The following is a 25,583-nucleotide window of genomic DNA, read 5'->3' on the forward strand; positions in this document are numbered from 1 at the left end:
CGGTTCGATTGGACTAAAAAATCTATTAAAAGTATTGATGAAATTATAGAAAGATATAGGATAGAAAATTAAATTTATTTATATTTAAAGGTAACCAATTAACTGATAAACAAATGACTACAATATTATACATACTCGCGGGCATAGTTGTTCTAGTTATAATTTTAGCTTTGATTGCACCTAAAAATTATGATGTTAGCAGAAGTATAAAAGTGCAGCAATCTGTTCCGGTTGTATTCGAATATCTTAAATATTTGAAAAATCAGGATAATTGGAGTCCTTGGGGTAAAAGAGATCCAAATATGAAGAAAGAATTTGAAGGTATCGATGGTGAAATAGGCGCTACCAGCAAATGGGAAGGAAACAAGGATGTTGGTAGTGGCGAACAGGAGATAAAGCGAATCGTTGAAAATGAAGTAATAGAAAGTGAGTTACGTTTTCTAAAACCCTGGAAGTCCCAATCAGATGCATATTTAAGGGTAAAAGAAACTAGTGAAGGGGAAACTGAAGTTACCTGGGGTTTTTCTGGCAAGAATAAGTTTCCTGTAAGCATTATGATGCTTTTTATGAATATGGATAAGGCCGTAGGCAAAGATTTTGAAGAAGGTTTAGTTAGTTTAAAAGACATTTTGGAAAAATAACTTTGAATTATGGAGCACAATATGGTAGGATGGTTCGAAATACCAGTGGAAGATATGGAACGGGCCAGAAAATTTTATGAGGAAGTTTTTGATATTTCAATTTCTGTTCATGATTTAGGCGGAATCATCATGGGTTGGTTCCCGGGTTTCCAGGGCAAAACTGGTAGTTCGGGATCTTTAGTTAAACATGAGATGTATATTCCAAGTGACACTGCTGGTCCGCTTCTTTATTTTTCCTGTAAAGACCTCGCCGTGGAACTGGCCAAAGTAACGAATGCCGGAGGCTCTATAATTCAACAAAAAAAGGAGATAGGAGGAGGGCATGGTTTTATGGCGCTCCTAACAGATACGGAAGGGAATAGGATAGCCCTTCACTCCTTAAAATAAATAGTTTAACTTAAACATAAAATATAGTAGCTTCTGCTCTGCATCCCATTCGTATAGGAATATATTTTGTACCAATGCCCTTGGACACATACATTCTGATATCATTCAGTTTGTACCATCCTCTTAAGAATCTACCACAGCCACCTGGTTTATAAAATGCTTTCCCAAGAAATGTTATTTGCCCGCCATGAGTATGACCAGACAATATGAGCTTAATATTTACTTTTTGAATTTCATTTAGAAGAGCTATTTCATCACTATACTCAGGACAATGATTTAGTACAATGGCTTCTTCTGCACTATCATATCCTGTTAGGGCATTTGTGAAATCGGGATTACCTCCAATAAAGTCATCAATACCAATGATAGCAAGGTTTCTGTTAGCCGTTGAGAATTTTAAACTTTCATTAATAAGTAATTGGCCATTATGCTTCTTAATTAAAGCTCTGAAAGAATTTATATCTACTTTCCCCGCATATTCCTTGTTTCCCATGATTACCACTTTCGGTATTTCTTTGCTGATAAGGTCTAAAAATTGATTTAAAACGGGTAATCCGTTATTGCGGTTGACAGAATCTCCCGTAATGCAAATTAGGTCCGGTAACTCTTGGTTAATTTTTTTGGCAATAGCCTTATGGAAAGATTTTAATTCATTTATATGAAGATCAGTTAAATGAACGATTTTTATTTTATTTTCCGAATTGGAGAGATCATAAGTGGTCCATTGAATTACATACTTCTCGAACCAAAAAATGTCAAAAAGGAATAACCCCAGCAGGGCAAAAAAGGACCTAATGATAAAATTTCTCCTGTTCATCTTCATAAAACCCCTTAATTAGAAGCATAAATCGTATGGATTCCAAATATTGATTATGCTTTCCTTTAAGAACTCCAATTAATCTGCTAATTCAAGGAGGGCTATATTATTATCATTTTCCAGGATTACCTTTCCATTTTTCACTTCAACATAAGTTTCGGAATAAGTGTCAAAAAGTTTTGTTCCGTCTCCAAAGAATCCTTTAACCCAAAGCGATTTTTTACCTTTGGGTAAATCTAGTCCTACCACGATCTTGTCCTTAAAATTTTCATTAATGTAGGTTCTGCTGAAAACATAGGGCTTTTTACTTAGACGTTTATGTCTTCCGGCCCCTATGGCAGGATGATTAGCTCGAAAACTTCCCAATTTCTGCCAGTGAGTTAGAATATTCTTAGTTTCCTGGAGACTATCAATTTCTTCCCAATTCATAAATGATCTTAAAGTAGCATCCCCTTCTGTGTTTTCAATAGTAAGATCCCGCGCAGATTCATCTCCGTAATAAATCTGTGAAGTTCCCGGGGTTAGGAAAAGCACGTTCGCCATATAATAGGGTCTCTTCCTGTCTTTGTCAAAGGGTTCTGAATCATCATGTGAAGTCAGATAGTTAAGTACACCTTTGTCTTTTAATTCAGAGTTCAGGATACTATTGTATTTTTTAAAAATTGTTTCGTAAGACTTTTTAGCATCATTTTTTAGTTCAAAGTTTATTAGACTTTCAAAGCCATATTCAAAATAATCAACCTTCTTATCACCAAAATCGAATTCTCTACCTGTAGAAATTTCGTAGCCGTAAGCTTCACCAACCATATAAAATGCGGTGTTATCCAATACATCTTCCGGATGCTTTTTTTTCCAGGTTTCAAATGCTTTGGAAGCTTCTACATATAATTCTAACCATGTTTTTTCATCGGCATGTTTAGCTGTATCTACCCTGAAACCGTCAATACCCATATCGTTAACATAGTCTGTTAACCATTTAATGATATAAAACCTGGGAGCACGGGGGTAACCCGTTCTTTGAAAAAAGAGTTGAAGTTCATCCAACTCATTACTAAGTCTCCCTTCATCCTTCCATTTTGCCAGTAATGCATCCGGTAGCTCAACCGCTTCATCAGACTCTGTGTAAATATCAGGCAAGTTCGCAACCAAAGTACAACTTGTTGTAGTTTCATAATTCGTATGTTCACAAACAGGGGTTGTTCTTACCCAATCTTCCGGCCATACCGGATCTTGCTCGGTTACCGGCCCCGTATGGTTAATTACCACATCCATCAAAATCCTTATATTATTTTTATGAGCTGTTTTTACAAGATTTTCAAGATCTTTTTTAGTGCCGAAATTGGGATCCAGGGCGGTCCAATCCTTTGCCCAGTATCCATGATAAGCATATGTATTCCCTGTTCCTTCATCTGTATCTCCATGGATTTGTTCTACTACTGGTGTAAACCAAATAGCATTTACTCCTAATTTTGAAAAGTAACCTTCTTCAATTTTGTCTGTGATACCCTGAATATCGCCACCCATAAAACCTCTTAAAGGAGCTGTTTCGTTTGTACGGTCGAAATTCAGATCATTTTCGGGATTACCGTTATTGAACCTGTCTGTTAATAAAAAATAGATATTAGCACCCTGCCAGACAAATGGAACTTTTTTCTGAACTATTTGAGTACTGTCTTTAACTGTGGAAGCTGGAGTTTGGGGTTCATTTTTTTCAACTTTGCAAGTAAAAAAAAGTGCAGAAACTGCAATTGCAATAAGCAGTTTTTTCATGTTCATAGATTTTGTCTAAAGCTATAAAATGAATGCGGAAAAATAAAATTTATTTCGAAGGCCCTTAATTTGTTTCATAAGGCTATTCTTACATCAATTATTTATATTGGTAATGAGCTCTTAACTACGAAGTTACTTTTTTCTGTTGAGCACTTTGAATTCTTCATAACAACTGCTAATTGCATCCAATATTTGTAAATCATTGGCTGTTTTTATAAAGGAGGTTGAATAATTGCAATTAGAAAGAATATCATTAATATCAAATTCATCAATTTGTAATAGTTCTTTAAGTGTTTCCCGATCAAATTTCGAAGCAAGGAGATCCCTGATGTCATCATCATCTTTTATTTGCCTTAACTTTTTCATCTGGTTGGGTTGTTTTCCAAATAAATTTCTTAGAAGATCCGCAGGATTAAGAATGGAACCTAAAACCTTTGTTACCGCACTTGGATTTTTACTTCCGGCTTCATAGCTGGTGGGTAATCCTGAGATGCTATATTGATATGAAGTATTAATGGGCAGGTTTTTTACATCAATTTCAAGATAGCCCGTTAATTCGTATGGCTTAACAATCACTTCTTCCAAGGCATAAGCGAGTTCCGTCAGTGCAATCTTGGTGTTTTCAAACTTAAACATATCATTCGTAACACGAATTTTCTGCGATTTAAAGCCTAAATATGAGAAGTAAAGCGTATCGTTAACAGAGGCTTTCATAGAAAATTCACCCTTGGAGTTGGTTATAGTACCAACAACCTTGTTGAGGTTTATTACATGAACACTTTCCAAAGGGGTATTGGATTGCGCGTTAATAACTACTGCCTGAAATTCTTGTTCTTTCTGCTCAGCTTCACTTTCCTGTGATATCCCGACAAAACTGATTAATGAAAACAAGCACAATAAATACTTCTTCATTTAGTGCAATGCTAATTTATAATACGAATAAAATAAAAATAGATACCCTGGCACATTTTTTAATATACAATTAACTAATAGAAACCATCTCTTTTTTTACTGCGTCTATTTCCGGAAGATGAACCCTGTTTGGATCCTGATCTTCTTGAACCGCTTTTTGAAAAGCTACCTTCCCTCTTTTTTCCACGGCCTTTATCCCAGTCCTTGCTGTCTCTGCTTTTCCTTGGCCCTTTATCCCTTCTTCGCCCTCCACCTTCAGGACTATTAGAGACTTCAACGTTTATAAATCGTCCTTTTATCTTAAAGTCTGTAAATGTCTCCAGAATTTGATCCTTAAGGGTTGCTTCTGTATTGAAAAAGGAAAAACCTTCTTTGACATCTACTTTGAATATATCATCTTTACCCAGCTGAAGCGTATCCTTCAAAAAGTCTTTTAAAGACATCCAGTCATACCCATCGCGCTCTCCTACATTTATAAAATATCGAACAGATCCGTCCTTAGAAAAATCGCCAGACTCCTTGCCTTTCCTTCTTTCTCCGCGATCAGGTTCAGCGGAATTTAGATCCTTGGTTTTACTGTAGTAATTAAAAAAACGGGTAAATTCTACGGAAACAATTTTTTGGATTAATTCATCCCTGTCCAGGCCTTCCAGTACATCGTTAATAGCTGGTAAATAATTACTTACTTCTTCATTTATTTCTGTAGTACGGATTCTATTGGCCAAATGATACAATTGAATCTCACAAATTTCTATTCCGGTAGGTATTTTTTTAGCAATGAAATTTTGCTGTATTTTTTTCTCTATGGCATGAATTTTTCGCAATTCACTTCGCGTGACTATCACCATCGAAATACCAGATTTACCGGCTCTTCCAGTTCGCCCACTCCTATGTGTATAGGTCTCTATTTCATCGGGAAGCTGATAATTAATTACATGGGTAATATCGTCTACGTCTATTCCTCGGGCCGCAACATCTGTGGCCACCAACATTTGAATTTGCTTTTTACGGAAAGCATTCATTACCATGTCGCGTTGATTTTGGCTTAAATCGCCATGCAGTGCCCCGGCATTGTAGCCGTCCTCAATTAGCTTTTCGGCAACTCTTTGAGTGTCACGTTTAGTTCGGCAAAAGACCACAGAAAAAATTCCCGGATTAGCATCGGCAAGACGTTTTAATGCAGAATACCTATCGCGTCCACCCACCACATAATGTTCATGTTGTACAGTGTCCACACCAGAATTTTTAGCACCTACGGTAATTTCCGTTGGGTTGTGCATAAACTTTTTAGCTATGGTAGCTACTTCTTTTGGCATAGTAGCTGAAAAAAGCCAGGTAGATTTTTCTTTGGGTGTATTTGAAAGAATGTCCTTTATATCCTCATAAAACCCCATATTTAGCATCTCATCTGCTTCATCAAGAATACAATAGTCAATTTTGGAAATATCTATGATTCCACGGCCAATCATGTCCTTCATTCTACCCGGAGTGGCGACAACGATTTGTGCACCTCTTTTGATTTGCCGTGCCTGATCAGTTATACTTGCACCTCCATAAATGGCTACAGTATTCAAACCTTTTACATATTTCGAATACAATTGCATTTCATTGGTAATCTGCAAACATAGCTCTCGGGTTGGGGATAATATTAACCCTTGTGTAGTTCTACTTTCACTGTCTATTTTTTGAATTAAGGGAAACCCAAAAGCAGCAGTTTTACCGGTTCCGGTTTGAGCCAGAGCCACTAAATCTATTTCACCTTCTAATAAAAGAGGGATGGATTTTTCCTGAACCTCCGATGGAGTTTCAAATCCTAAATCGGTTATAGCATTTAGTAGGGCGCTATTGAGCCCCAATGCTTCAAATTTCGTCATAATATGTTATAATTTACCTAATCGCAAATATGTATGTTGCATAGAGCGATTATCCTTATAACTTATTAGACTCAGCGCAACACATGCTATACTAGCGGCTTCAATTTAAGCGGCAAAGATACTCTTATTTATTTAGATGGTGGTTAACTTGTTATATTCCCTGCTTAGTAAGGTATATAATAAGTTTTTGAAGTGCCTTTCCTCTATGGCTTATTTCGTTTTTTATTTGGATTGGTAATTGAGCAAAGGTTTGGTCATAACCTATTGGAATGAAAATAGGATCGTATCCAAAACCTTGGGCACCTAGATTTTCTTTAGTTATTCTGCCTTCAACAACTCCTTCGAATAGGATTCTTTTTTTATTTAGATTTAAGGCGATTACTGTTTTAAATCTGGCTGTACGAGAGGTGATGTTCTTTAACTCAAATAAAACTTTTTCCATGTTTTTTTCCGAATCCTTTTCTTCACCGGCAAATCTGGCGGAATGAACTCCCGGTGCCCCGTTAAGTGCATCTATGATAAGCCCTGTATCATCTGCAAAACAAGAAATTCCATAGTGTTTGGTAATATAGTCCGCTTTTAATTGTGCATTGGCTTCAAGGGTTGTCCCCGTTTCCGGTATTTCTTCGTTGCAGCCAAGATCTTCCAAGGAGATAAGTCGGATATCTTTGGGAAGCAATAGACTTACCTCTTTTAATTTATTTGCATTGTGTGTGGCGAAAACGAGGTCCATAAGTCATAGGAATTCACAAAAAAGGATTGTTGTAAATGCTAAAAGTAGTAATTTTAATTCCACTATTTTTCTATCATGAAGCTTAAACTACCGCCTGTAATTGTTTTTTTGATATTTGGGAGTCTAATGTACCTGTTAGCTGAATTCTTGCCGTTTGGATATTTCGATTTTTTTGGCAGAAAGTATTTAATTAGGATAATGCTGATATTGGCGGTAGTAATTAGTTGTATCGCATTTATTCAGTTTTACGTTGCCCGGACTTCGGCAGATTCTAAAAACCCATCTAAAGCCACTTCTTTGGTTTCAAATGGTATTTATAAATTCTCACGTAATCCAATGTATTTGGGTTTGTTATTAATATTATTAAGCTGGGCACTATGGTTAGCCAATGCATTCAATGTTCTTTTGGCGGCTGGTTTTGTTTCATATATGAACGCTTTTCAGATTCAACCCGAGGAATCAACACTAGCCGGCTTGTTTGGCAAAAAATACAGGGATTACTGTATAAAAGTAAGAAGATGGTTTTGAATTAGGAGGAATGTTGCTTTTAACAAGTATTTCTTAACTTATATATTAGCAATATAACTTATAATTAAAAATATTAGCATATTAAATAATATTTATGTATATTAGCATTTAAGCTTATAATAATGATTGCAGTTTTAACCGGAGATATTGTCAATTCGGCAGGTTATAAAACCACCGATTGGATGCCAGTTTTAAAGAATTTTTTACGGGAACTGGGTGATTCACCCGGGGTATGGGAAATATACAGGGGGGATGAATTTCAAATACGAATTGCACCTGAAAAAGCATTGAAAGTGGCCATTCAAATTAAAGCTCTGATCAAAACTATTAAATACCTGGATGTACGAATTGGGATTGGCTTGGGAGATGAAGATTTTAGGGGCGTTGGTGTCAGTGAATCCAATGGTTCGGCCTATCAAAGGTCGGGCAGAACCTTAAGTCTGTTAAAGGAGAAAAAAATAAATCTGGCTATAGCCACAGCAGATTCACAATTAGAAGACACACTTAATTTAATGTTGAAATTAGGATTGGATTTTATGGATACCTGGAGTGTGGTATCTGCAGAAATCATTGTAATGGCCCTTGAAGATCCAGGAGCTTCCCAAAAGGAAATTGCAGATCAATTGCAGATACAACAATCTGCCGTAAGCCAGAGGCAAAAAAGAGCACGATTAGATCTGGTCAAAGACTTGTTAAATTATTACGATAAAAACTATAAAAGCCCCCGGACATGATACTTTTTACAAAACTTTTTCTGGCTCACATAATTGGTGATTTTCTTTTACAACCAAAACGATGGGTTATTCAGAAAGAGGCTAAGAAAGTTGCTTCCGGATTTCTATATCTCCATATCCTAATTCATTTTTTGGTCATTATCTTATTGCTATGGAATATAGACTATTGGAAAATGGCCCTGTTTATTGCCCTCTCTCATTATATTATCGACTTGCTTAAAATTTATGTGACGCCTTTATTTAAAAATAAGCGCATTCCTTTTTTTATAGATCAATTTCTGCATATAGCAGTGTTGTATATATGCGCTTATTACGGTAATCTTCTGGGGCATACGATCACTTTAATAGAACAAATAGACTGGCCGCTTTTAACCGCTATAGTTTTTGTGACTTATCCTGCAGCCATTATAATGAGTATTTTATTGGAAGGGATGTCGAATCAGATAAATTTAGATCATAAATCACTTCCTAGTGCAGGAAAATACATTGGTATAATAGAGCGTTTATTTGTTCTTATTTTCATTATTATGGGAAGATGGGAAGCAATTGGGCTGCTTATTACTGCCAAATCTGTATTTCGATTTAACGATTTGAAAGAAAGTAACAGCAGAAAATTAACGGAATATATTTTGATAGGGACCCTATTGAGTTTTGGAATTGCTATTCTTACAGGTATTATTTACAATTACTAAAATAAACGGTTTATGAAATATTTAGGGGTTTGTATACTTTTTTTTCTCGCGCTTGCATGCGGGGAGCAAAATTCAAAAAAGCCAGGTAAGCAAGTCGTCGTAGTTGAAGGCCAACGATGGTCTTCTGAGAAGGCCTGGGAGTGGTATGATAAGCAACCCTGGTATCTGGGAGCTAATTTTAATCCTAGTTCATCCATAAATCAACTTGAGTTCTGGCAGGAAGATACCTTTGATCCTGAAACAATTGACAGAGAATTAAAATGGTCTGCAGATCTTGGAATGAATTTGCACCGCGTATATCTTCATAACTTACTTTGGAGCCAGGATTCTATTGGCTTTTTAAATCGGCTGGATATCTATTTAGGATTGGCGCAAAAACATAAGACAAAGACCATGTTTGTTTTGCTGGATGATGTGTGGCACCCAATTCCTAAACCAGGCGTTCAACCAGAACCTGTTCCACATGTGCACAACTCAGGATGGGTGCAGTCGCCAGGTGCTGAAATTCTGGGAGATACCACCCGTCATGATGAATTAGAGTCGTACATTAAAGGAGTAGTGGGGCATTTTGCCAATGATGAAAGAGTCCTGGTTTGGGATGTATATAATGAACCTGATAATATTGCTGGTCAGCCAGGAAGACGTGAGCTTGAAGTAAATAATAAACATGAGTTTTCACTCATACTTTTAAAAAAAGTAATGGGATGGGCAAGAGAAATAAACCCCAGTCAGCCATTGACTACTGGTATTTGGAAAGGAAATATTGCCCATTGGGGTACTCCGGATAGTTTACCAGCTTTGGATAGATATATGCTTATGAATTCTGATGTTATTTCATTCCATGCGTATGATGGGGAAATAGAAAATGTTAAGAAGAAAATAACCGAACTACAAAAATACAATAGACCCTTATTTTGTACCGAGTATCTAGCGAGAGGCGCTGGGAATACTTTCCAAAAAGTCCTGCCAATTCTAAAAAAAGATAAAATTGCAGCTATTAATTGGGGATTTGTTTCAGGTAAAACAAACACTATTTACCCCTGGAAAAGCTGGGATTCTACATTTACTTCTGAACCAAAAATCTGGCATCATGATATCCTGCGACAGGACGGCACTCCATATTCTAAAGAAGAAATAAATTATATCAAAGAATTAACGGATCATTTGCCGTAAACCAGCCGATTGCCATTCAATTATTATCTATTGGTCCCAAGGGCTTTCTCAACTTATTTAGCTACTTACCTTGCTTTAGGGTGCTAATGGGAGTAAAACGTAAAATTGATAATTTGGATATCTGATTCATAAGGGCTTTAAGACTTAAAATCAGCAACGGAATTCATAGATAAATGAATTATCTCCATTTTTACATCATGATTTCATAAAGCGTCAAATTAATTTATAATTTTACCGCCTAACTTTTATAAAGGATGACGGAAGTGGGACGCAAGTATGTTTTTGATTTTGATAGTACCTTAACCAGAGTAGAAGCCTTGGATGTACTGGCCGAAATGACTTTGCACGGCAAGTCTAATAGAGAAGATGTCATTCATGAAATACAGGAAATTACCAATCTTGGAATTGACGGTGATATTTCTTTTACCGAATCCCTGGAAAGAAGAATTAAACTCCTCAAAGCACATAAGAATCACTTAAATCCGCTTGTTGATGAGTTGCGGCAAAAGATCTCAAAATCAATTGCTGCCAACAAGGAGTTTTTTGAAAAGTACTCTGACGACATTTATGTGATTTCATGTGGATTTAAAGAATTTATAGATCCTATTGTAAAAGAGTATAATATTCCATCTGAAAGGGTTTATGCTAATACATTTAAATTTGACCAGGAAGGAAACATTATAGGTTTTGATGAAAAGAATGTCCTGGCTACCCATAATGGTAAAATTGAATGCTTAAAGCAGCTCGATCTTGAAGGTGAAGTGCAGGTGATAGGGGATGGGTATAGTGATTATGTTATGCGGGAAGCAGGCATTGCTCACAAATTTTTTGCCTATACAGAAAACGTTCACAGGGATAAAGCAGCTGACAATGCGGATCATGTTGCCCCTAATTTGGATGAGTTTTTATTCATTAACGACCTGCCAAGAAGCCTTTCTTATCCAAAAAATAGAATTAAGATACTTTTATTGGAAAATGTGCATCCGGCTGCTTTTGATAATCTTTCGGAAGATGGTTTCTCAGTAGAGCTCATAGAACAAAGTTTATCGGAAGATGAACTTATTGAAAAGATAAAGGGAGTACACGTCCTGGGAATCCGTTCCAAAACAAAACTTACTCCTAAGGTTTTGGATGCTGCAAATAAATTACTGGTGGTAGGAGCCTTTTGTATTGGGACCACTCAGATAGATTTGGATTATTGTAAAAAGAAAGGGGTAGTGGTGTTTAACGCTCCATATAGCAATACCAGGTCTGTTGTTGAATTGGCTATTGGGCAAATCATTATGTTATTTCGAAATGTTTTTCCAAGAAGTACTGAAATACACAATGGTGAATGGAATAAAACAGCTATAAATTCTAAAGAAATTCGGGGAAAAAACCTGGGAATTGTCGGTTATGGAAATATAGGCAAACAACTGTCAGTACTGGCTGAGGCAATTGGAATGCGTGTTTATTACTATGATATTGAAGACAGATTAGCAATGGGGAACGCAGTAAAATGCGAAACTCTTGAAGATTTATTAAATGTTTCCGACGCGGTTTCCTTGCATCTGGATGACAATAAAGCCAATATTAATTTTATTGGTGAACGTGAAATTAACCAAATGCGTGAAGGCGCCATGCTTTTAAATCTTTCCAGAGGTTTTGTAGTGGATATACCAGCTCTTGTAAAAGCTCTTAAAAGTGGCAAACTACGCGGTGCAGCAATAGACGTTTTTCCTGATGAACCCAAGTCCAATGGACCCTTTGTCTCAGAATTGCAGGGAATCCCGAACGTTATTCTAACTCCACATATTGGAGGTAGTACTGAGGAAGCACAGCGGGATATTGCTGATTTCGTACCCAACAAGATTATGTATTATGTCAATTCAGGGAATACGGTGGATGCGGTTAATTTTCCAAATATACGATTGCCTAAACAGGATAAGGCCCATAGGTTCTTGCACATTCATAGAAATGTTCCGGGAATTATGGCTAAAATTAATGAGGTCCTCGCTACTTATGAGATGAATATTTCCGGACAATACCTTTCTACGGATAGTGATGTAGGTTATGTGATCACTGATCTGGACAGGGATTATAACAAAGAGGTAATTAAAGCACTCAAAAAAGTAGAAAACACTATTAAGTTTAGAGTTTTATACTAAACTTCTTTTTGATATGTAGTTGATTAATCATTAGCGCGACCTCACTTGTGATGATAAGGCTCATTCCTGAGAATGGTAAATGCCCTGTAAATTTGTTCAACAATAAATAAGCGGACCATTTGATGTGAGAAAGTCATTTTTGAGAGACTAATTTGTCCATTTGCTTTTTGTTTAATGGAATCACTAAAGCCGTAGGGACCCCCTATAACCAAAACCCATTCTTTAATACCCGAATTCATTTGCTTTTGCAATTGATTGGCAAATCCTACAGAAGTATATTCCTTACCATTTTCATCTAATAAAAAAACTGTATCCGTGCTGTTAATATTTTTTAAGATTAACTCAGCTTCCTTCTCCATTTGATCAGAAGCAGATAGTTTTTTGGTATTTTTAATATCTGGTAAAACTGCCAATTCGAATTTTACGTAGTGTTTCAATCTCTTCAGATAAACATCTATCAGCTTCTGTAACTCTCCATTATCTGTTTTTCCTATGGTAAGAAGTTTTATCCTCATGTATCTAAGTTATAATTTAAAGGAAATTGAATTTCTTTATTGGCATATGTTTTTACTAATTTAGTACCCTACAAGTTGCAAAAATGATATCAGAAGAACAATTCCAAAAGGAGATATCTTTAATAATAGAAAATGCCATTAGGGAAGATGTAGGTGATGGAGATCATAGTTCACTTGCTTGTATTCCCCAGAATTCAATGGGTAAGGCAAAGCTGTTAGTAAAAGATGAATGCATATTAGCAGGCGTTGAATTTGCGCGACAGACTTTTGATTATGTTGATAAGGATTTAAAAATGGAAATTCTCTTAAATGATGGTCAAAAAGTCAATTTTGGGGACGTAGCATTTTATGTTGAAGGAAGATCGCAATCTATTTTAAAAGCCGAAAGACTTGTCTTAAATGCCATGCAACGCATGAGCGCAATTGCTACTAAAACTAATTATTTTGTTTCGCTTCTGGAAGGGACTAAAACAAAAATCCTGGACACCCGAAAAACAACTCCTGGAATAAGGGCTCTTGAAAAATGGGCTGTTACCATTGGAGGAGGAGAGAATCATAGGTTTGCTTTGTATGATATGATTATGCTGAAAGACAACCATATAGACTTTGCGGGTGGTATTACCCAGGCAATAGAAAAAACCAAACTCTATTTGAAGGAATCGAATAAAGAATTAAAAATTATTGTTGAAGCGAGAAATCTGATGGAAGTGGAGGAAATTCTGAAATCTCAAGGTGTTTTTAGGATTCTTCTGGATAATTTCAGCTATGAGGATACAAGAAAAGCAGTGGCGCTCATTGGGAATCGTTGTTTAACCGAATCATCCGGCGGAATAAATGAGAATACGATTAGGAAGTATGCAGATTGCGGTGTAGATTATATTTCTTCTGGTGCTTTAACACATTCAGTATATAACAAAGACCTAAGTCTTAAAGCAATTTAGATGTCGGAGGAAATAGAACGAAAACTGGAGAAGATTCCTATAGTCAATTGGGTAGTCAGACTACTTAAAAAAATTAAGCTCCCGGCATTTGAAGGGCTCTCTCTCTATGATCTTGTAGAAATGTACATTATAGGGATAGTTCAGGGCGCACTTTCAACCCGGGCTAGTTCTATTGCATTCAGCCTTTTTATGGCTCTTTTTCCTTTACTTATTTTCTTGTTTACATTAATCCCTTTTATCATTCCCTATGTGAGTGTAGGTAATGAAAATTTTGATAGCCAATTTCTTGATTTTCTGGAGTCTTTTTTACCATCCGCTACCGGTGAATATTTTGAAGTAATTTACTATCAGATAAAAGATCAGCAGAGTGGAGGATTGCTTTCTTCAGCGTTTATTTTGTCAATTTTTTTAATGACCAATGGTGTTAGTGCTATTTTTGGTGGTTTTGAAGATTCTTACCATATAAATCTCACAAGGAATTTCTTTAAGCAATATGCCTATGCCATGATGGTAGGCTTTCTTCTTTCCGTTTTATTGATCTTTGGTGCGGTGGGTTATGTATACTTTGAGTTTTATATTTTGGAATATTTAAGTGAATGGGCGGCCGAAACAAGAGGATATGATCTTTCAGAAAATGATATTGTGGGAGCAAAAGTTGGTAAAACCTTGTTTTTTATACTGCTTTCCTATCTTACTACGGCTATCTTATACTATTTCGGTACCAGGGAAGGCAAACAGGCTAAGTTCTTTTCTTATGGTGCCTTAATGACTACCTTGTTATTTCTTTTGACATCCTTTATGTTTGGGATTTATATTGACAACTTTGCAAAATATAACGAATTATATGGAGCCCTGGCGGGATTATTGATTCTTATGGTATATATATGGCTGAATTCCAATATTCTACTACTCGGATTTGAACTGAATGCGTCTCTTAATTATCTCAGAAAAGAACATCAGAAATGAGGTTTAAGGTCAATAAATAGTATAACCCAATGGAAATCTTTATAAATGTCATACTGCCAATTCCTTTGGAAAAGCATTTTACATATCGCATTTCTGAATACCAAGCAGCGAAATTGAAATTGGGAATGCGAGTAGCCGTGCCATTTGGGAAGTCCAAACTTTATACCGCTCTTGTTGTTGAACTTCATAATAGACCACCATTGGTATATGAGGCTAAAGCCATTCATGATATTCTGGATGAAGAACCTATTGTGACATCAATTCAATTGAAACATTGGCAGTGGATAGCGGATTATTACATGTGCACACTTGGCGAAGTCTTCAGAAGTGCCATCCCAAGTGCACTTTTATTGGAAAGTGAAACACTGATTTTGCTGAATAAAGATGTCATAATTGATGAAGATCAATTAAAAGACGATGAATTCCTGGTCTACGAGGCCCTGAAATACCAAAACATCCTTCGTGTTAATGATGTTATGGAAATTGTCGAAAAAAAGAATATTCTCCCTATTCTCAACAGGCTTATTAAAATTAAAGCTATAGTATTAAAGGAAGAAATTCATGAACAGTACAAGCCAAAAATGGTACGTTATGTTCGGCTGGGGCAGCGGTATAATAAAGAGGCCGAACTGGAGAAATTGTTGGATTCACTTACGAGAGCACCCAAACAAAGCCAGGTCGTTCTTTCATTATTTCATCTTCAGGCGACTAAAAAAAAACCAATAAAGCTTGATGAATTAGAAATTGACAGCAAGTCGAGCCGCGCTGTAATACGAGCACTAATAAATAAAGAAGTTCTTGAAGAATATTTTATTCAAACTGATCGTGTAGTATTGAACAGTACCACGGAGCTTAAGCTGCCTAAAAAGTTAAATGAATACCAGGTTACAGCATTAAATACAATTAGGCAAAACTTTGATCATAAAAAAGTTACGCTACTAAAAGGGGTCACCTCTTCGGGAAAGACGGAGGTATATGTAAAACTGATTGCAGAGTGTATAAATGAAGGAAAGCAGGCATTATATCTGGTCCCGGAAATTGCGATTACTACACAACTCATTTCAAGATTACAGAAATATTTTGGTTCCGCTATTTCCGTTTTTCATTCCAAATACAATATGCAGGAAAAAGTTGAAGTTTGGAAGAATGTTTTAGATAATAAATCAAAAGCACAGCTAATTGTTGGCGCTCGTTCTGCTTTATTTCTACCTTTTGCAGATTTGGGCCTGATAATTATAGATGAGGAACATGAAACCTCATTTAAACAGTTTGATCCTGCACCACGTTATCATGCCAGAGATGCTGCAATTATACTCGGAGGCCTGTTTAATTGTAATGTTCTCCTGGGCTCTGCAACCCCAAGCATAGAGAGCTATAAGAATGCCCAAACAACTAAATACGGATATGCACAAATAGACAGAAGGTTTGGAAATGTTTTAATGCCTGATATGGAATTAGTAGATATCAAGGAGCAGCATCGAAAAAAACGAATGAAGGGGCATTTTTCTGAACGCCTATTAGAGGAAATCACTGAAACACTAAATCAGGGGGAACAGGTAATTTTGTTTCAGAACAGACGGGGTTATGCCCCAATTTTAGAATGTACTACCTGCGGGCATTCTCCTCAGTGTCCCAATTGTGATGTGAGTTTGACATATCATATGCATAGAAAACAACTAAGATGCCATTATTGCGGACATCATATCCCTATACCAACTAGCTGCCTGGCCTGCGGAAGCAATACCTTAGACACTAAAGGCTTTGGCACAGAACAGGTAGAACAGGAATTAAATACGATTTTTCCATCGGCTAAAGTGGGTCGTATGGATCTGGACTCCACCAGGGGTAAACATGCATATGCCAAGATTATTCATGCTTTCGAAAATCAGGAAATGGATATATTGGTAGGTACCCAAATGCTTACTAAAGGCCTTGATTTTAGAAATGTCAATCTTGTAGGAATTATGAATGCAGATGCGCTTTTGAATTTTCCAGATTTCAGGGCACATGAACGCACCTATCAATTACTTACTCAGGTAGCAGGCAGAGCTGGCCGGACAAAAAAAAGAGGTAAAGTAATAATTCAAACTTTCAACCCTTACCATCAGATACTTAAGCAGGTTACCACGGGAGATTATCTAGGAATGTTTCAGGAACAGCTGTATGAAAGAGAGCAGTATAAATATCCTCCGATCAACAAGATCATAAGAATTAGCTTTAAGCACAAAGAGTACAACAAGTTAAATGAAGCGTCTGCCTGGTTTGCAAAGGCCCTGCGTAACGCCAGTGAAATTGAAGTATTAGGGCCGGAATTTCCGCCGGTTGCCCGAATACGGAACCAATACTTAAAACATGTTTTGATTAAGATCCCAAAAGGCGTGCCTCTTCAAAAAACAAAAAAAAACATCAAAAGAATTCAAATTTCTTTTGATGCTGTTTCTCAGTTCAAAGGCGTTCGTATAATCTATAATGTAGATTATATGTAATTAAACATTGCTTAATGCTTCTGCCAGTTCTGTTTTTTTGTTTCTACTTAATGGTATAGACCTGCCGCTTACTTCAACATTCTTACTGTTAAATTTCTCTATCTTTTCAAGATTTACAATATAAGACTTATGAATTCTTAAGAATTTGTCTTCAGGTAATTGTTTTTCAAAAGCCTTCATTGTTGAAAGAATAACAATATTAGCCTCATCTGTAACTAATTTTATATAATCACCTAAGGCTTCTATCCACTTAATATCATTGAGGATAACTTTTCTTTTCTTGAGATTGCTCTTAACAAAAATATGTTCTTCATCTTCATTCACCTTATTCATCTGCTCATATTTGGCTACTGCTCTTTTAACAGAGGCATCAAAACGGGCCATTGTAATAGGTTTGTGGAGATAATCGGTTACATCATAATCAAATGCTTTTAAAGCATAATCCGGTTTACCGGTTATTAAAATCACCTGAGGGCTATTCTCTAAGGACTCCAATAAGTCAAAACCACTGATAATAGGCATTTCCACATCAAGAAAAATCAAATCGATTTCATTGTTCTTGATACCGTTTTTCGCTTCAATAGCATTACTATAATCAGCTACTAGCGCTAGGTTAGGATGATTGTTAACTAATTTTGCAACTGCCATACGTTGCATAGACGAATCATCAACAACAATACTTCTTAGTTTCATAAAGGGGTTGATTTGTGGGGTTAAATCATCGACAAAGTACCGAAAAAACAAGTTTAACTGCAATAAAAGTTGTAAACATTGTTAATTTTTGCGTGTAAATGGTAAATGATTATACATTTTAAGTTTAATAGGTTAAGTTTAATTTCTTTGATTCTTGATACCTATAACGAAGATTTTTTCAATTTCTTGTAATTAGAACGAATTATTATTACTTTTGCGCTCCTAAAAAACATAAAATAATATGAACAATTACGAAACTGTTTTCATTTTAAATCCCGTTCTATCAGATACTCAGATAGAGGAAACAGTAAAGAAATTTGAGGATTTCTTAAAGAAAAATGAGGCCCAAATAGTGGCTAAAGAAAATTGGGGGCTTAAGAAATTAGCCTATCCAATACAGAACAAAAAAAGTGGTTTTTATCACTTATTTGAATTTAAAGCTCCCGGAGAGGTAATTACCCCGTATGAGCAGGAATTCAGAAGAGATGAGCGTATTATGCGTTTCCTGACCGTTAAATTGGATAAACATGCCATTGAATGGGCGGAAAAAAGAAGAACAAGATTAAAAGCTAAAGCGTAAGTAATATGGCATCTATAGAACAACAAGCAAAAGGTAAAAAGGACGGTGAAATCAGGTATTTGACCCCTCTTAATATTGAGACTAATAAGCTTAAGAAATATTGCCGATTTAAAAAATCCGGAATCAAATATATAGACTATAAGGATCCTGATTTTCTGATGAAATTGGTAAATGAACAAGGAAAGCTTTTACCAAGGAGATTAACCGGAACTTCATTAAAGTATCAGCGAAAAGTGGCCCAGGCCGTTAAAAGAGCACGTCATTTGGCACTTATGCCTTATGTTGGAGATTTATTAAAGTAAAAAACAACGGAGCATGGAACTTATTTTAAAAGAAGACGTCCAAAACCTTGGTTTTAAGGATGACGTAGTGAAAGTGAAGAACGGTTATGGTAGAAACTACCTTATACCTAAGGGAGTGGCCATGCTGGCAACTCCATCGGCCAAAAAGGTACTTGCCGAAAACTTAAGGCAAAAAGCACACAAAGAGAAAGAGGTAGTGGCTACCGCCAATAAGACTGCAGATGCATTAAAAGAACTGCAGATCAAAATTTCAGCAAAAGTAGGAGCTGCAGAAAAATTATTCGGATCTATATCAAATATGGATGTAGCGGATGCTTTAGCGAAAGAAGGTCATGAAATTGATAAAAAGTATATCATTATAAAAGGTGGTACAATTAAACGCGCTGGGCCTTATGAAGCTCAAATTAGACTTCATAGAGATGTAGTTGTAGAATTTCCTTTCGAAGTTGTGGCTGAAAAGAAGTAAACCAAATTGGTTGATAACTTAAAAGAGCTATGTCCGCATAGCTCTTTTTTTTTTATATTTTTATTTCCCTGAAGCACTAACAACTAAACTCAAAACCAATGAAAATCTCATCACTTCTATGTCTTATTTTTCTTTGTATTGGAATTAATGTTAATGCCCAGGTTACCAGCGCTAACATCAGGGGATCCGTGGTTGATGATCAGGGAATTCCCCTTTTAGGAGCAAATATAGTTGCGATCCATACTCCTACGGGAACTAAGAATGGTACAGTGACTAATGAAGATGGCCGGTTTAACCTTTTAAATCTTAGAGTAGGAGGCCCATACGAGCTTACAATTTCTTATATCGGATATAAAACACAAACTCAAAGTGATGTTTATCTATCCTTAGGGAAAACATTTAATATAGATGCCAAATTGGTAGCTGAAAGCCAGGCCCTGGATGAAGTTACTGTAACTTCAGACAGAGGTGGAACTTTTGGAAGTGATCGCACAGGTCAGGAAACCAGTATTGGGAATAGGGAATTAACAAGATTACCCACTATTTCGAGATCTGCTTCTGATTTTACCAGGCTTGATCCTACTGCATCTTCAGGTGCTTCCGGGACATCCTTTGGTGGTAGAAATGACCAGTACAACAATTTTTCCCTGGATGGCGCCATCTTTAATAACCCATTTGGATTGGATGCTGCAACACCCGGCGGGCAAACCAGTTCGCAGCCAATTTCATTGGATGCTATAGATCAGATTCAGGTGACAACAGCACCTTATGATGTTACCCAGTCTGGTTTTACAGGGGCATCTGTTAATGCGGTAACAAAAAGTGGGACCAATGAATTATATGGTACGGTATATGGTTTTTTTCGGAATGATGATCTGACAGGAGGAAAGATTAATGGCGATAAAGTTTTTAAAACGGGATTAGAACAAAAGCAATATGGTGTTAGTATTGGTGGCCCTATTATAAAGAATAAATTATTCTTTTTTGTGAATTTTGAGCGCGATGAGTTAACATCGCTTGGAACAGACGGCTTTGTGCCGAATACCGGTACAGGGGAAATAAATGAAAGCAGGGTTTTGGAATCCGATTTTCAATTAGTCGATAATTTGCTTCGCCAGGTAGTTATAGGTCAGGATGACCGTGGTAATGATATTTTCTATAACCCCGGGAGATACACAGGATTTAATTTCAATCAGGAATCTACCAAAGGGATAATAAAACTTGATTGGAATATTAATGATAAAAACCGATTGGCAATTATTTATAATTTTCTCGATGCATCAAAGGGCAAACCAGCTAATAGAGATGCTATTGCCTTTAGGGGGCCAAATACGCAGACTTTACAGTTTGAAAATGCGGGTTATGAAATAAATAATAAAATTCAATCCTTTCAATTGGAACTAAATACCAAATTAACAGATCAGACTACTAACAAATTGCAGGTAGGATATACACACTTTGATGACTTTAGGAATCCTTTCTCTACGCCTGCACCAAGCATTGTAATCCTGGATGATACAGGTAGCTCAAATTATATAATTGCCGGTCATGAGCCTTTCTCCATTAATAATACGCTGGATCAAAAAGTATTTCAGATAACGAACAACCTAAACTATTTTCAAGGAGATCATACATTTACTATTGGTTTTTCCTTTGAAAAATTTGAATTTGACAACTCTTTTAACTTAGGGGCATATGGTGCTCAGGGAGTTTTCTTTCCAACTACGACAATTACAGATTTTCCAAATTTCGCAAGTTCAGGAGCACTTCAGCAATCATTTGATGATGCTATTGCAACTAATAATGCGTTTAATGCTGCCGGAACGGGAAACCCTGGCGGATGGGCACTTGCGGAAACCAATGTGGGTCAATTATCCTTTTATCTACAGGATCAATGGGATATAAAGGAAAATTTCAAACTTACCTATGGTATTCGCTTTGACAAACCCTTATATTTCGATACGTCAGAGAAAATCAGCGAAAATATAGCGCGAAAAGGAGGTGAAATGGGTACTTATATTCCGTCTATCCAATATTTTGACCCAACAACCAATGAACCCATACTTCTTGACTCAGAAAAATTACCAACTAATAAAGTATTACTCTCCCCGAGGGTTGGGTTTAACTGGGATGTAAAAAGCGATAAAACATTACAAATCAGAGGGGGCTCGGGAATATTTACAGGAAGATTTCCTTTCGTATGGCTGGGCAATCAGGTACAGGGGGTAGACTTTTTCTTCTATCAATTAGTAGATCCTGATTTCAGATGGCCGCAGGTTTGGAGAACAAACGTCGGTGTTGACAAACAATTTGAAGATGGATTAATTTTAACGGCAGATGTATCATACACAAAGGATATTCATGCGGCTCATGTTCAAAACTGGGGTCTTAGCTCTCCTTCCCTGACTTTAAATGGAGTAGATAACCGGGCGGTGTATTCAAACGATGATAAATCACAAATTTTCGGAGGCCCCACCAATGCCTATGTGTTTACCAATTCTGATAAAGGAAGAATTTGGAACGCTTCCGTAAAAGCTCAAAAAACATGGCGTAATGGTATCTACGCTATGGCAGCATATAGTTTTTTAAACGCTAAAGAAGTAAATTCAATCGACGCTGAAATTACGGGAGATGCCTTTGCCGGAAATGCCATAGTTGGCGATGCAAATAAAGATGTGCTTTCTTTTTCAAGGTATGGCGATACGCACAGGTTTATTGGGGTTTTCTCAAAAGGATTCTCCTCTGGGACTACAGTTTCGGCATTCTTTGAATATGCAAAAAGTGGACGTTATAATTATATTTATGGAGGAGATATCAACAATGATGGATCTAGCATTAACGACCTGCTCTATATTCCAACGGCTTCGGAAGTAACCCAAATGGCCTTTAGCGGACCGGGACAGGCTGAAGCTTTTGAAGCATTTATTCAGCAGGATGATTACCTAAGTGGTCGAAGGGGGCAATATGCTGAGCGCTATGGTGCCTTAGCACCATGGAGGGGGACTTTTGATGTAAAAGTCTTGCAGGATATTAATATTAATGACAAAAACAAATTTCAAATAAGTCTTGATATTCTTAATTTCGGAAATCTTATTAACTCTAACTGGGGTGTTGTTGAGGCGCCTAACTTTGATCAGTTAATGGGTGTTAGCGTTGATGATACTAATACACCTACCTATACTTTTGATCCAAGTAGAAATAGTACTTTTGGAGCTGTTACCTCAGAGATTTCCAGATGGAGAATGCAGATTGGAGTGCGTTATATATTTAACTAAACAACATTTAATTTAAATTGGGCTGCACATTTTGTGCGGCCTTTTTATTTTTGTAAAATGAAATACGCCAGGTTAACAAAACAGCAATTTGAAGAATTGCATAATGAGTTTATCAATTTTCTTGCAACTCAGTCCATTACAGCAACCGAATGGGAAACTATAAAGAAAAATAAACCTCAGGTGGTTGAAGAAGAATTGGATGTATTTAGTGATCTGGTATGGGAAGGTGTGCTTGGTAAAGTTACTTATTTGGAGAATATTTCTAAGCAGCAGATGCATTTATTCCATTTAGCGGATAAGGAAATGAAACTGATTTCCGTAAAAATCTTAAATCCGGATATTGATTTAAATACTGCTCTTGGTTTTAATTGGTTTAAAAAGAACTGGCAATCAGATTTTGTTGAATACCTCCACGCTTCCAAAGCTTATACGGAGGATAAAAATCTTGATAAATTTAAACTTATACAGGAAGGTTCGATTATTACCAAAGGAGAATTATACCAATGGTTTGATAATATTATTGGATAATATTAGACCTCCATCTTAGACAGGTGTGCACAAACAATTATATTTGCAGCAGTTAGCATAATTTATGGCACAAAAACCATCCATACCAAAAGGAACCAGAGATTTTTCGCCTGCTGAGATCGAAAAGCGAAATTTTATTGTTCAAACCATTCAAAAACATTTCAAAAATTTTGGATTCCAACCTATAGAAACACCTGCTTTCGAAAACTCAGAAACCCTTATGGGAAAGTATGGTGATGAGGGTGATAGGTTGATTTTTAAAATTTTGAATTCTGGTGATTTTATAAGCAAGGTTGATGACGATACCTATAACTCCAAAAACTCAAAATCCCTTACCCGAAAAATTACGGATAAGGCGTTAAGATATGATCTGACAGTACCTTTTGCGAGATATGTGGTAATGCATCAGAATGAGATAGACTTTCCATTCAAGCGTTATCAAATTCAGCCGGTATGGCGTGCAGACAGGCCTCAGAAAGGAAGGTTTCGGGAATTTTATCAGTGCGATGCCGATGTGGTTGGCGCTAATTCCCTTCTTCAGGAAATAGAATTCATACAACTGTACGATGCCGTTTTTACAGATTTAAATTTGAAAAAGGCAACTATAAAACTGAATAATCGAAAAATTTTATCCGGTATTGCCGAGGTTATTGGAGAAAAACATCGCCTGGTAGACTTTACTGTAGCACTCGATAAACTAGATAAGATTGGTAAAGAAGGGGTTGTAAATGAAATGTTGAAAAAAGGAATTTCTCCTGGTGCAATAGAAAAGGCACAACCGCTGTTTTCACTTACCGGCACAAATTCTGAACAATTAGAACAGCTTAAAAACTTTTTGAAAGATTCTAAAGAAGGCCTTAGAGGGGTTGAGGACCTTGCCTTTATTTTAGATGCCGCAGCTGAATTAGGATTAATTTCTGCTCAGCTTACTTTAGACGTCACTTTGGCAAGGGGACTTAATTATTACACGGGCACCATTTTTGAAGTAGCGCCCCCTGCTGAAATAAGCATGGGATCTATTGGTGGAGGTGGCCGCTATGATGATCTTACCGGGATTTTCGGGTTAAAGGATATGAGCGGAATTGGAATTTCCTTTGGATTGGATCGAATATATCTGGTTATGGAAGAATTGGGCCTCTTTCCGGATAACATCGGCCGGCCATTAGATGTGTTATTTTTAAATTTTGGAGAGCAGGAGGCTATGGCATCACTAAAATTAATTGGAAAGCTGAGAAAAGAAGATGTTAAGGTCGATATTTATCCTGATTCTTCCAAAATGCAGAAACAAATGAAGTATGCAAATAAAAGGAATGTGCCTTTTATTGTAATCATTGGTGATCGCGAATTAGCAGATAATTCATTTGTAGTCAAAAACATGTCTCAAGGAGATCAGAAAACCTATGACTCCAAAGATTTTGACGGATTTCTGCAGGATTTAAAGTTGTTCCTTAATTGACTTTATAATTGTTTTGTAATATTCGGTACTATGCGGCACATATTTCGCAGTATTGGCTAACCCCCAAACCTCTTCTGCAAACTTAATCAGAGGAATCATGTTTAAAGCTTCAATTTCGCTATCCTGTTTTTTTAAAGTGCTAAAAGGAACCTTTAAATTACATAGAAATGTATAGTGAAATTCATTATCTATGAGATCTTTTCGGTGATGCTGACTCGATTTAAAAACCCCGATTTTAATAAGATCTTCTTCTGCTATGTTCAGTCCTATTTCTTCCTTAACCTCCCTTATGGCCGCTTTGTAAATGTCTTCTCCGGCACCAATATGTCCGGCAACGGAAACATCCCAAAGTAGAGGATGAGTATCCTTGAATTTCCCTCTTTGTTGTATCAGTACTTCCCCTCTTTTAGTATAAAACCAAATATGCACCGTGGGATGAAAGACGCCCTGCTGATGTGCTACAGATTTTAAAATAGTCTTACCGGTAAACTTACCTCGTTCATCCAGCCTGTCTATAAGTTCATCCATATTCTGATCGCACAAAATGCATTTATTTAAAAGTCTGAGTTAATCAAAGTAGCTGAATGTCTCTCCGGATTTAATATTTAATAAGGTTTCATAAATTAAGCGAATTACATTTTCCACATCATCTCTATGTACCGTTTCTACGGTAGTGTGCATATATCTTAAAGGCAGAGAAATTAGGGCAGAGGCCACTCCGCCATTGCTATAGGCGAAGGCATCTGTATCAGTCCCGGTAGATCTGGATGCCGCCATGCGCTGAAATGGAATTTTTTTGGCTTCGGCGGTTTCAATAATTCGTTCTCTAAGTTTATTCTGAACTGCCGGAGCATAAGAAATTACAGGGCCGGCACCTAATTCTGTATGCCCCTGCTTTTTCTTGTCGATCATAGGTGTCGTTGTATCATGGCACACATCGGTAATAATCGCAGCATTCGGGCGTATG

At 36.7% G+C, this 25,583-nt stretch carries 24 protein-coding genes and 1 pseudogene; 16 read left to right on the plus strand and 9 right to left on the minus strand.

The features are described from left to right. Nucleotides 1-113: 113 nt before the first annotated feature. A complete protein-coding gene (locus WBM60_RS12435; RefSeq protein WP_424259101.1) occupies nucleotides 114-641 on the plus strand; it encodes an SRPBCC family protein in 528 nt (175 codons plus the stop codon). 9 nt (nucleotides 642-650) lie between these two features. Then, nucleotides 651-1,028 (plus strand): VOC family protein, encoded by a 378-nt coding sequence (locus WBM60_RS12440; RefSeq protein ID WP_424259100.1) that lies wholly within the window; start codon nucleotides 651-653, stop codon nucleotides 1,026-1,028. A gap of 10 nt (nucleotides 1,029-1,038) precedes the next feature. On the opposite strand, the gene WBM60_RS12445 is transcribed toward WBM60_RS12440, so the two are convergent. From WBM60_RS12445 to WBM60_RS12465, 5 genes are all read right to left on the minus strand, one after another. After that, nucleotides 1,039-1,851, minus strand: coding sequence for a metallophosphoesterase (locus WBM60_RS12445; RefSeq protein ID WP_424259099.1), 813 nt, complete (start codon nucleotides 1,849-1,851; stop codon nucleotides 1,039-1,041). A 72-nt stretch (nucleotides 1,852-1,923) separates the two neighbouring features. Further along, entirely contained in the window at nucleotides 1,924-3,615 is a 1,692-nt protein-coding gene (locus WBM60_RS12450; protein WP_424277177.1) for an alpha-amylase family glycosyl hydrolase, read from the minus strand. A 132-nt stretch (nucleotides 3,616-3,747) separates the two neighbouring features. Next, the gene (locus WBM60_RS12455; protein WP_424260353.1) at nucleotides 3,748-4,527 is read right to left on the minus strand and encodes a carboxypeptidase-like regulatory domain-containing protein; all 780 of its coding nucleotides are present in this window, start codon (nucleotides 4,525-4,527) and stop codon (nucleotides 3,748-3,750) included. Nucleotides 4,528-4,601: 74 nt separating this feature from the next. Further along, nucleotides 4,602-6,401 (minus strand): DEAD/DEAH box helicase, encoded by a 1,800-nt coding sequence (locus tag WBM60_RS12460; protein ID WP_424260355.1) that lies wholly within the window; start codon nucleotides 6,399-6,401, stop codon nucleotides 4,602-4,604. Between the two features lie 151 nt (nucleotides 6,402-6,552). Next, entirely contained in the window at nucleotides 6,553-7,134 is a 582-nt protein-coding gene (locus WBM60_RS12465) for a non-canonical purine NTP diphosphatase (protein WP_424260357.1), read from the minus strand. A gap of 75 nt (nucleotides 7,135-7,209) precedes the next feature. On the opposite strand from WBM60_RS12465, the gene WBM60_RS12470 reads away from it, so the two are divergent. From WBM60_RS12470 to serA, 5 genes are all read left to right on the plus strand, one after another. After that, complete coding sequence (locus WBM60_RS12470; protein WP_424260359.1) at nucleotides 7,210-7,662, plus strand: methyltransferase family protein; 453 nt, start codon at nucleotides 7,210-7,212, stop codon at nucleotides 7,660-7,662. 122 nt (nucleotides 7,663-7,784) lie between these two features. After that, the gene (locus WBM60_RS12475) at nucleotides 7,785-8,396 is read left to right on the plus strand and encodes a SatD family protein (protein ID WP_424260361.1); all 612 of its coding nucleotides are present in this window, start codon (nucleotides 7,785-7,787) and stop codon (nucleotides 8,394-8,396) included. Continuing rightward, on the plus strand, nucleotides 8,393-9,088 hold the full coding sequence (locus WBM60_RS12480; RefSeq protein ID WP_424277176.1) for a DUF3307 domain-containing protein: 696 nt from the start codon (nucleotides 8,393-8,395) through the stop codon (nucleotides 9,086-9,088). The genes WBM60_RS12475 and WBM60_RS12480 overlap by 4 nt, the downstream gene beginning before the upstream one ends. Nucleotides 9,089-9,100: 12 nt before the next feature. Next, complete coding sequence (locus WBM60_RS12485; protein WP_424260365.1) at nucleotides 9,101-10,261, plus strand: 1,4-beta-xylanase; 1,161 nt, start codon at nucleotides 9,101-9,103, stop codon at nucleotides 10,259-10,261. 254 nt (nucleotides 10,262-10,515) lie between these two features. Then, nucleotides 10,516-12,408, plus strand: coding sequence for a phosphoglycerate dehydrogenase (gene serA / locus WBM60_RS12490; RefSeq protein ID WP_424277967.1), 1,893 nt, complete (start codon nucleotides 10,516-10,518; stop codon nucleotides 12,406-12,408). A gap of 41 nt (nucleotides 12,409-12,449) precedes the next feature. On the opposite strand, the gene rlmH is transcribed toward serA, so the two are convergent. Beyond that, the gene (rlmH, locus tag WBM60_RS12495; RefSeq protein WP_424260369.1) at nucleotides 12,450-12,923 is read right to left on the minus strand and encodes a 23S rRNA (pseudouridine(1915)-N(3))-methyltransferase RlmH; all 474 of its coding nucleotides are present in this window, start codon (nucleotides 12,921-12,923) and stop codon (nucleotides 12,450-12,452) included. Between the two features lie 83 nt (nucleotides 12,924-13,006). Here rlmH and nadC point away from each other — a divergent pair, with 83 nt between their 5' ends. Genes nadC through priA form a run of 3 tightly spaced genes read left to right on the plus strand, consistent with a single transcriptional unit; the run spans nucleotide 13,007 to nucleotide 17,316 of the window. Beyond that, entirely contained in the window at nucleotides 13,007-13,864 is an 858-nt protein-coding gene (gene nadC, locus WBM60_RS12500; protein ID WP_424260371.1) for a carboxylating nicotinate-nucleotide diphosphorylase, read from the plus strand. After that, a complete protein-coding gene (locus WBM60_RS12505) occupies nucleotides 13,865-14,830 on the plus strand; it encodes a YihY/virulence factor BrkB family protein (protein WP_424260373.1) in 966 nt (321 codons plus the stop codon). Between the two features lie 29 nt (nucleotides 14,831-14,859). Continuing rightward, nucleotides 14,860-17,316, plus strand: coding sequence for a replication restart helicase PriA (gene priA, locus WBM60_RS12510; RefSeq protein ID WP_424277966.1), 2,457 nt, complete (start codon nucleotides 14,860-14,862; stop codon nucleotides 17,314-17,316). On the opposite strand, the gene WBM60_RS12515 is transcribed toward priA, so the two are convergent. Continuing rightward, complete coding sequence (locus WBM60_RS12515) at nucleotides 17,317-18,009, minus strand: LytR/AlgR family response regulator transcription factor (RefSeq protein ID WP_424260377.1); 693 nt, start codon at nucleotides 18,007-18,009, stop codon at nucleotides 17,317-17,319. It lies immediately after the preceding gene. 241 nt (nucleotides 18,010-18,250) lie between these two features. On the opposite strand from WBM60_RS12515, the gene rpsF reads away from it, so the two are divergent. The 6 genes from rpsF to hisS all read left to right on the plus strand — a co-directional run bounded on the left by rpsF (nucleotide 18,251) and on the right by hisS (nucleotide 24,616). Continuing rightward, nucleotides 18,251-18,589, plus strand: coding sequence for a 30S ribosomal protein S6 (gene rpsF, locus WBM60_RS12520; RefSeq protein ID WP_424260380.1), 339 nt, complete (start codon nucleotides 18,251-18,253; stop codon nucleotides 18,587-18,589). A 5-nt stretch (nucleotides 18,590-18,594) separates the two neighbouring features. After that, entirely contained in the window at nucleotides 18,595-18,891 is a 297-nt protein-coding gene (rpsR, locus tag WBM60_RS12525; protein WP_299161672.1) for a 30S ribosomal protein S18, read from the plus strand. Nucleotides 18,892-18,904: 13 nt separating this feature from the next. Continuing rightward, entirely contained in the window at nucleotides 18,905-19,357 is a 453-nt protein-coding gene (gene rplI, locus WBM60_RS12530) for a 50S ribosomal protein L9 (protein ID WP_424260382.1), read from the plus strand. Between the two features lie 98 nt (nucleotides 19,358-19,455). Next, nucleotides 19,456-22,632: a TonB-dependent receptor gene (locus tag WBM60_RS12535; protein WP_424260384.1), complete on the plus strand. Its 3,177-nt coding sequence runs from the start codon at nucleotides 19,456-19,458 to the stop codon at nucleotides 22,630-22,632. Nucleotides 22,633-22,689: 57 nt separating this feature from the next. Next, nucleotides 22,690-23,160 carry a DUF6495 family protein gene (locus WBM60_RS12540; protein WP_424260386.1) on the plus strand — a complete coding sequence of 157 codons (471 nt, stop codon included), beginning with the start codon at nucleotides 22,690-22,692 and terminating at the stop codon, nucleotides 23,158-23,160. Nucleotides 23,161-23,224: 64 nt separating this feature from the next. Beyond that, entirely contained in the window at nucleotides 23,225-24,616 is a 1,392-nt protein-coding gene (hisS, locus tag WBM60_RS12545; RefSeq protein WP_424283139.1) for a histidine--tRNA ligase, read from the plus strand. On the opposite strand, the gene WBM60_RS12550 is transcribed toward hisS, so the two are convergent. Beyond that, entirely contained in the window at nucleotides 24,596-25,159 is a 564-nt protein-coding gene (locus tag WBM60_RS12550) for an NUDIX hydrolase (protein ID WP_424278084.1), read from the minus strand. The two genes, hisS and WBM60_RS12550, sit on opposite strands and share 21 nt — an antisense overlap. A gap of 24 nt (nucleotides 25,160-25,183) precedes the next feature. After that, nucleotides 25,184-25,583 (minus strand): annotated as a pseudogene (locus WBM60_RS12555) (M42 family peptidase); the annotation flags it as partial.

Origin of the sequence: Eudoraea sp. (genome assembly GCF_049669105.1) — a bacterium.
Lineage (GTDB): Bacteria > Bacteroidota > Bacteroidia > Flavobacteriales > Flavobacteriaceae > Eudoraea.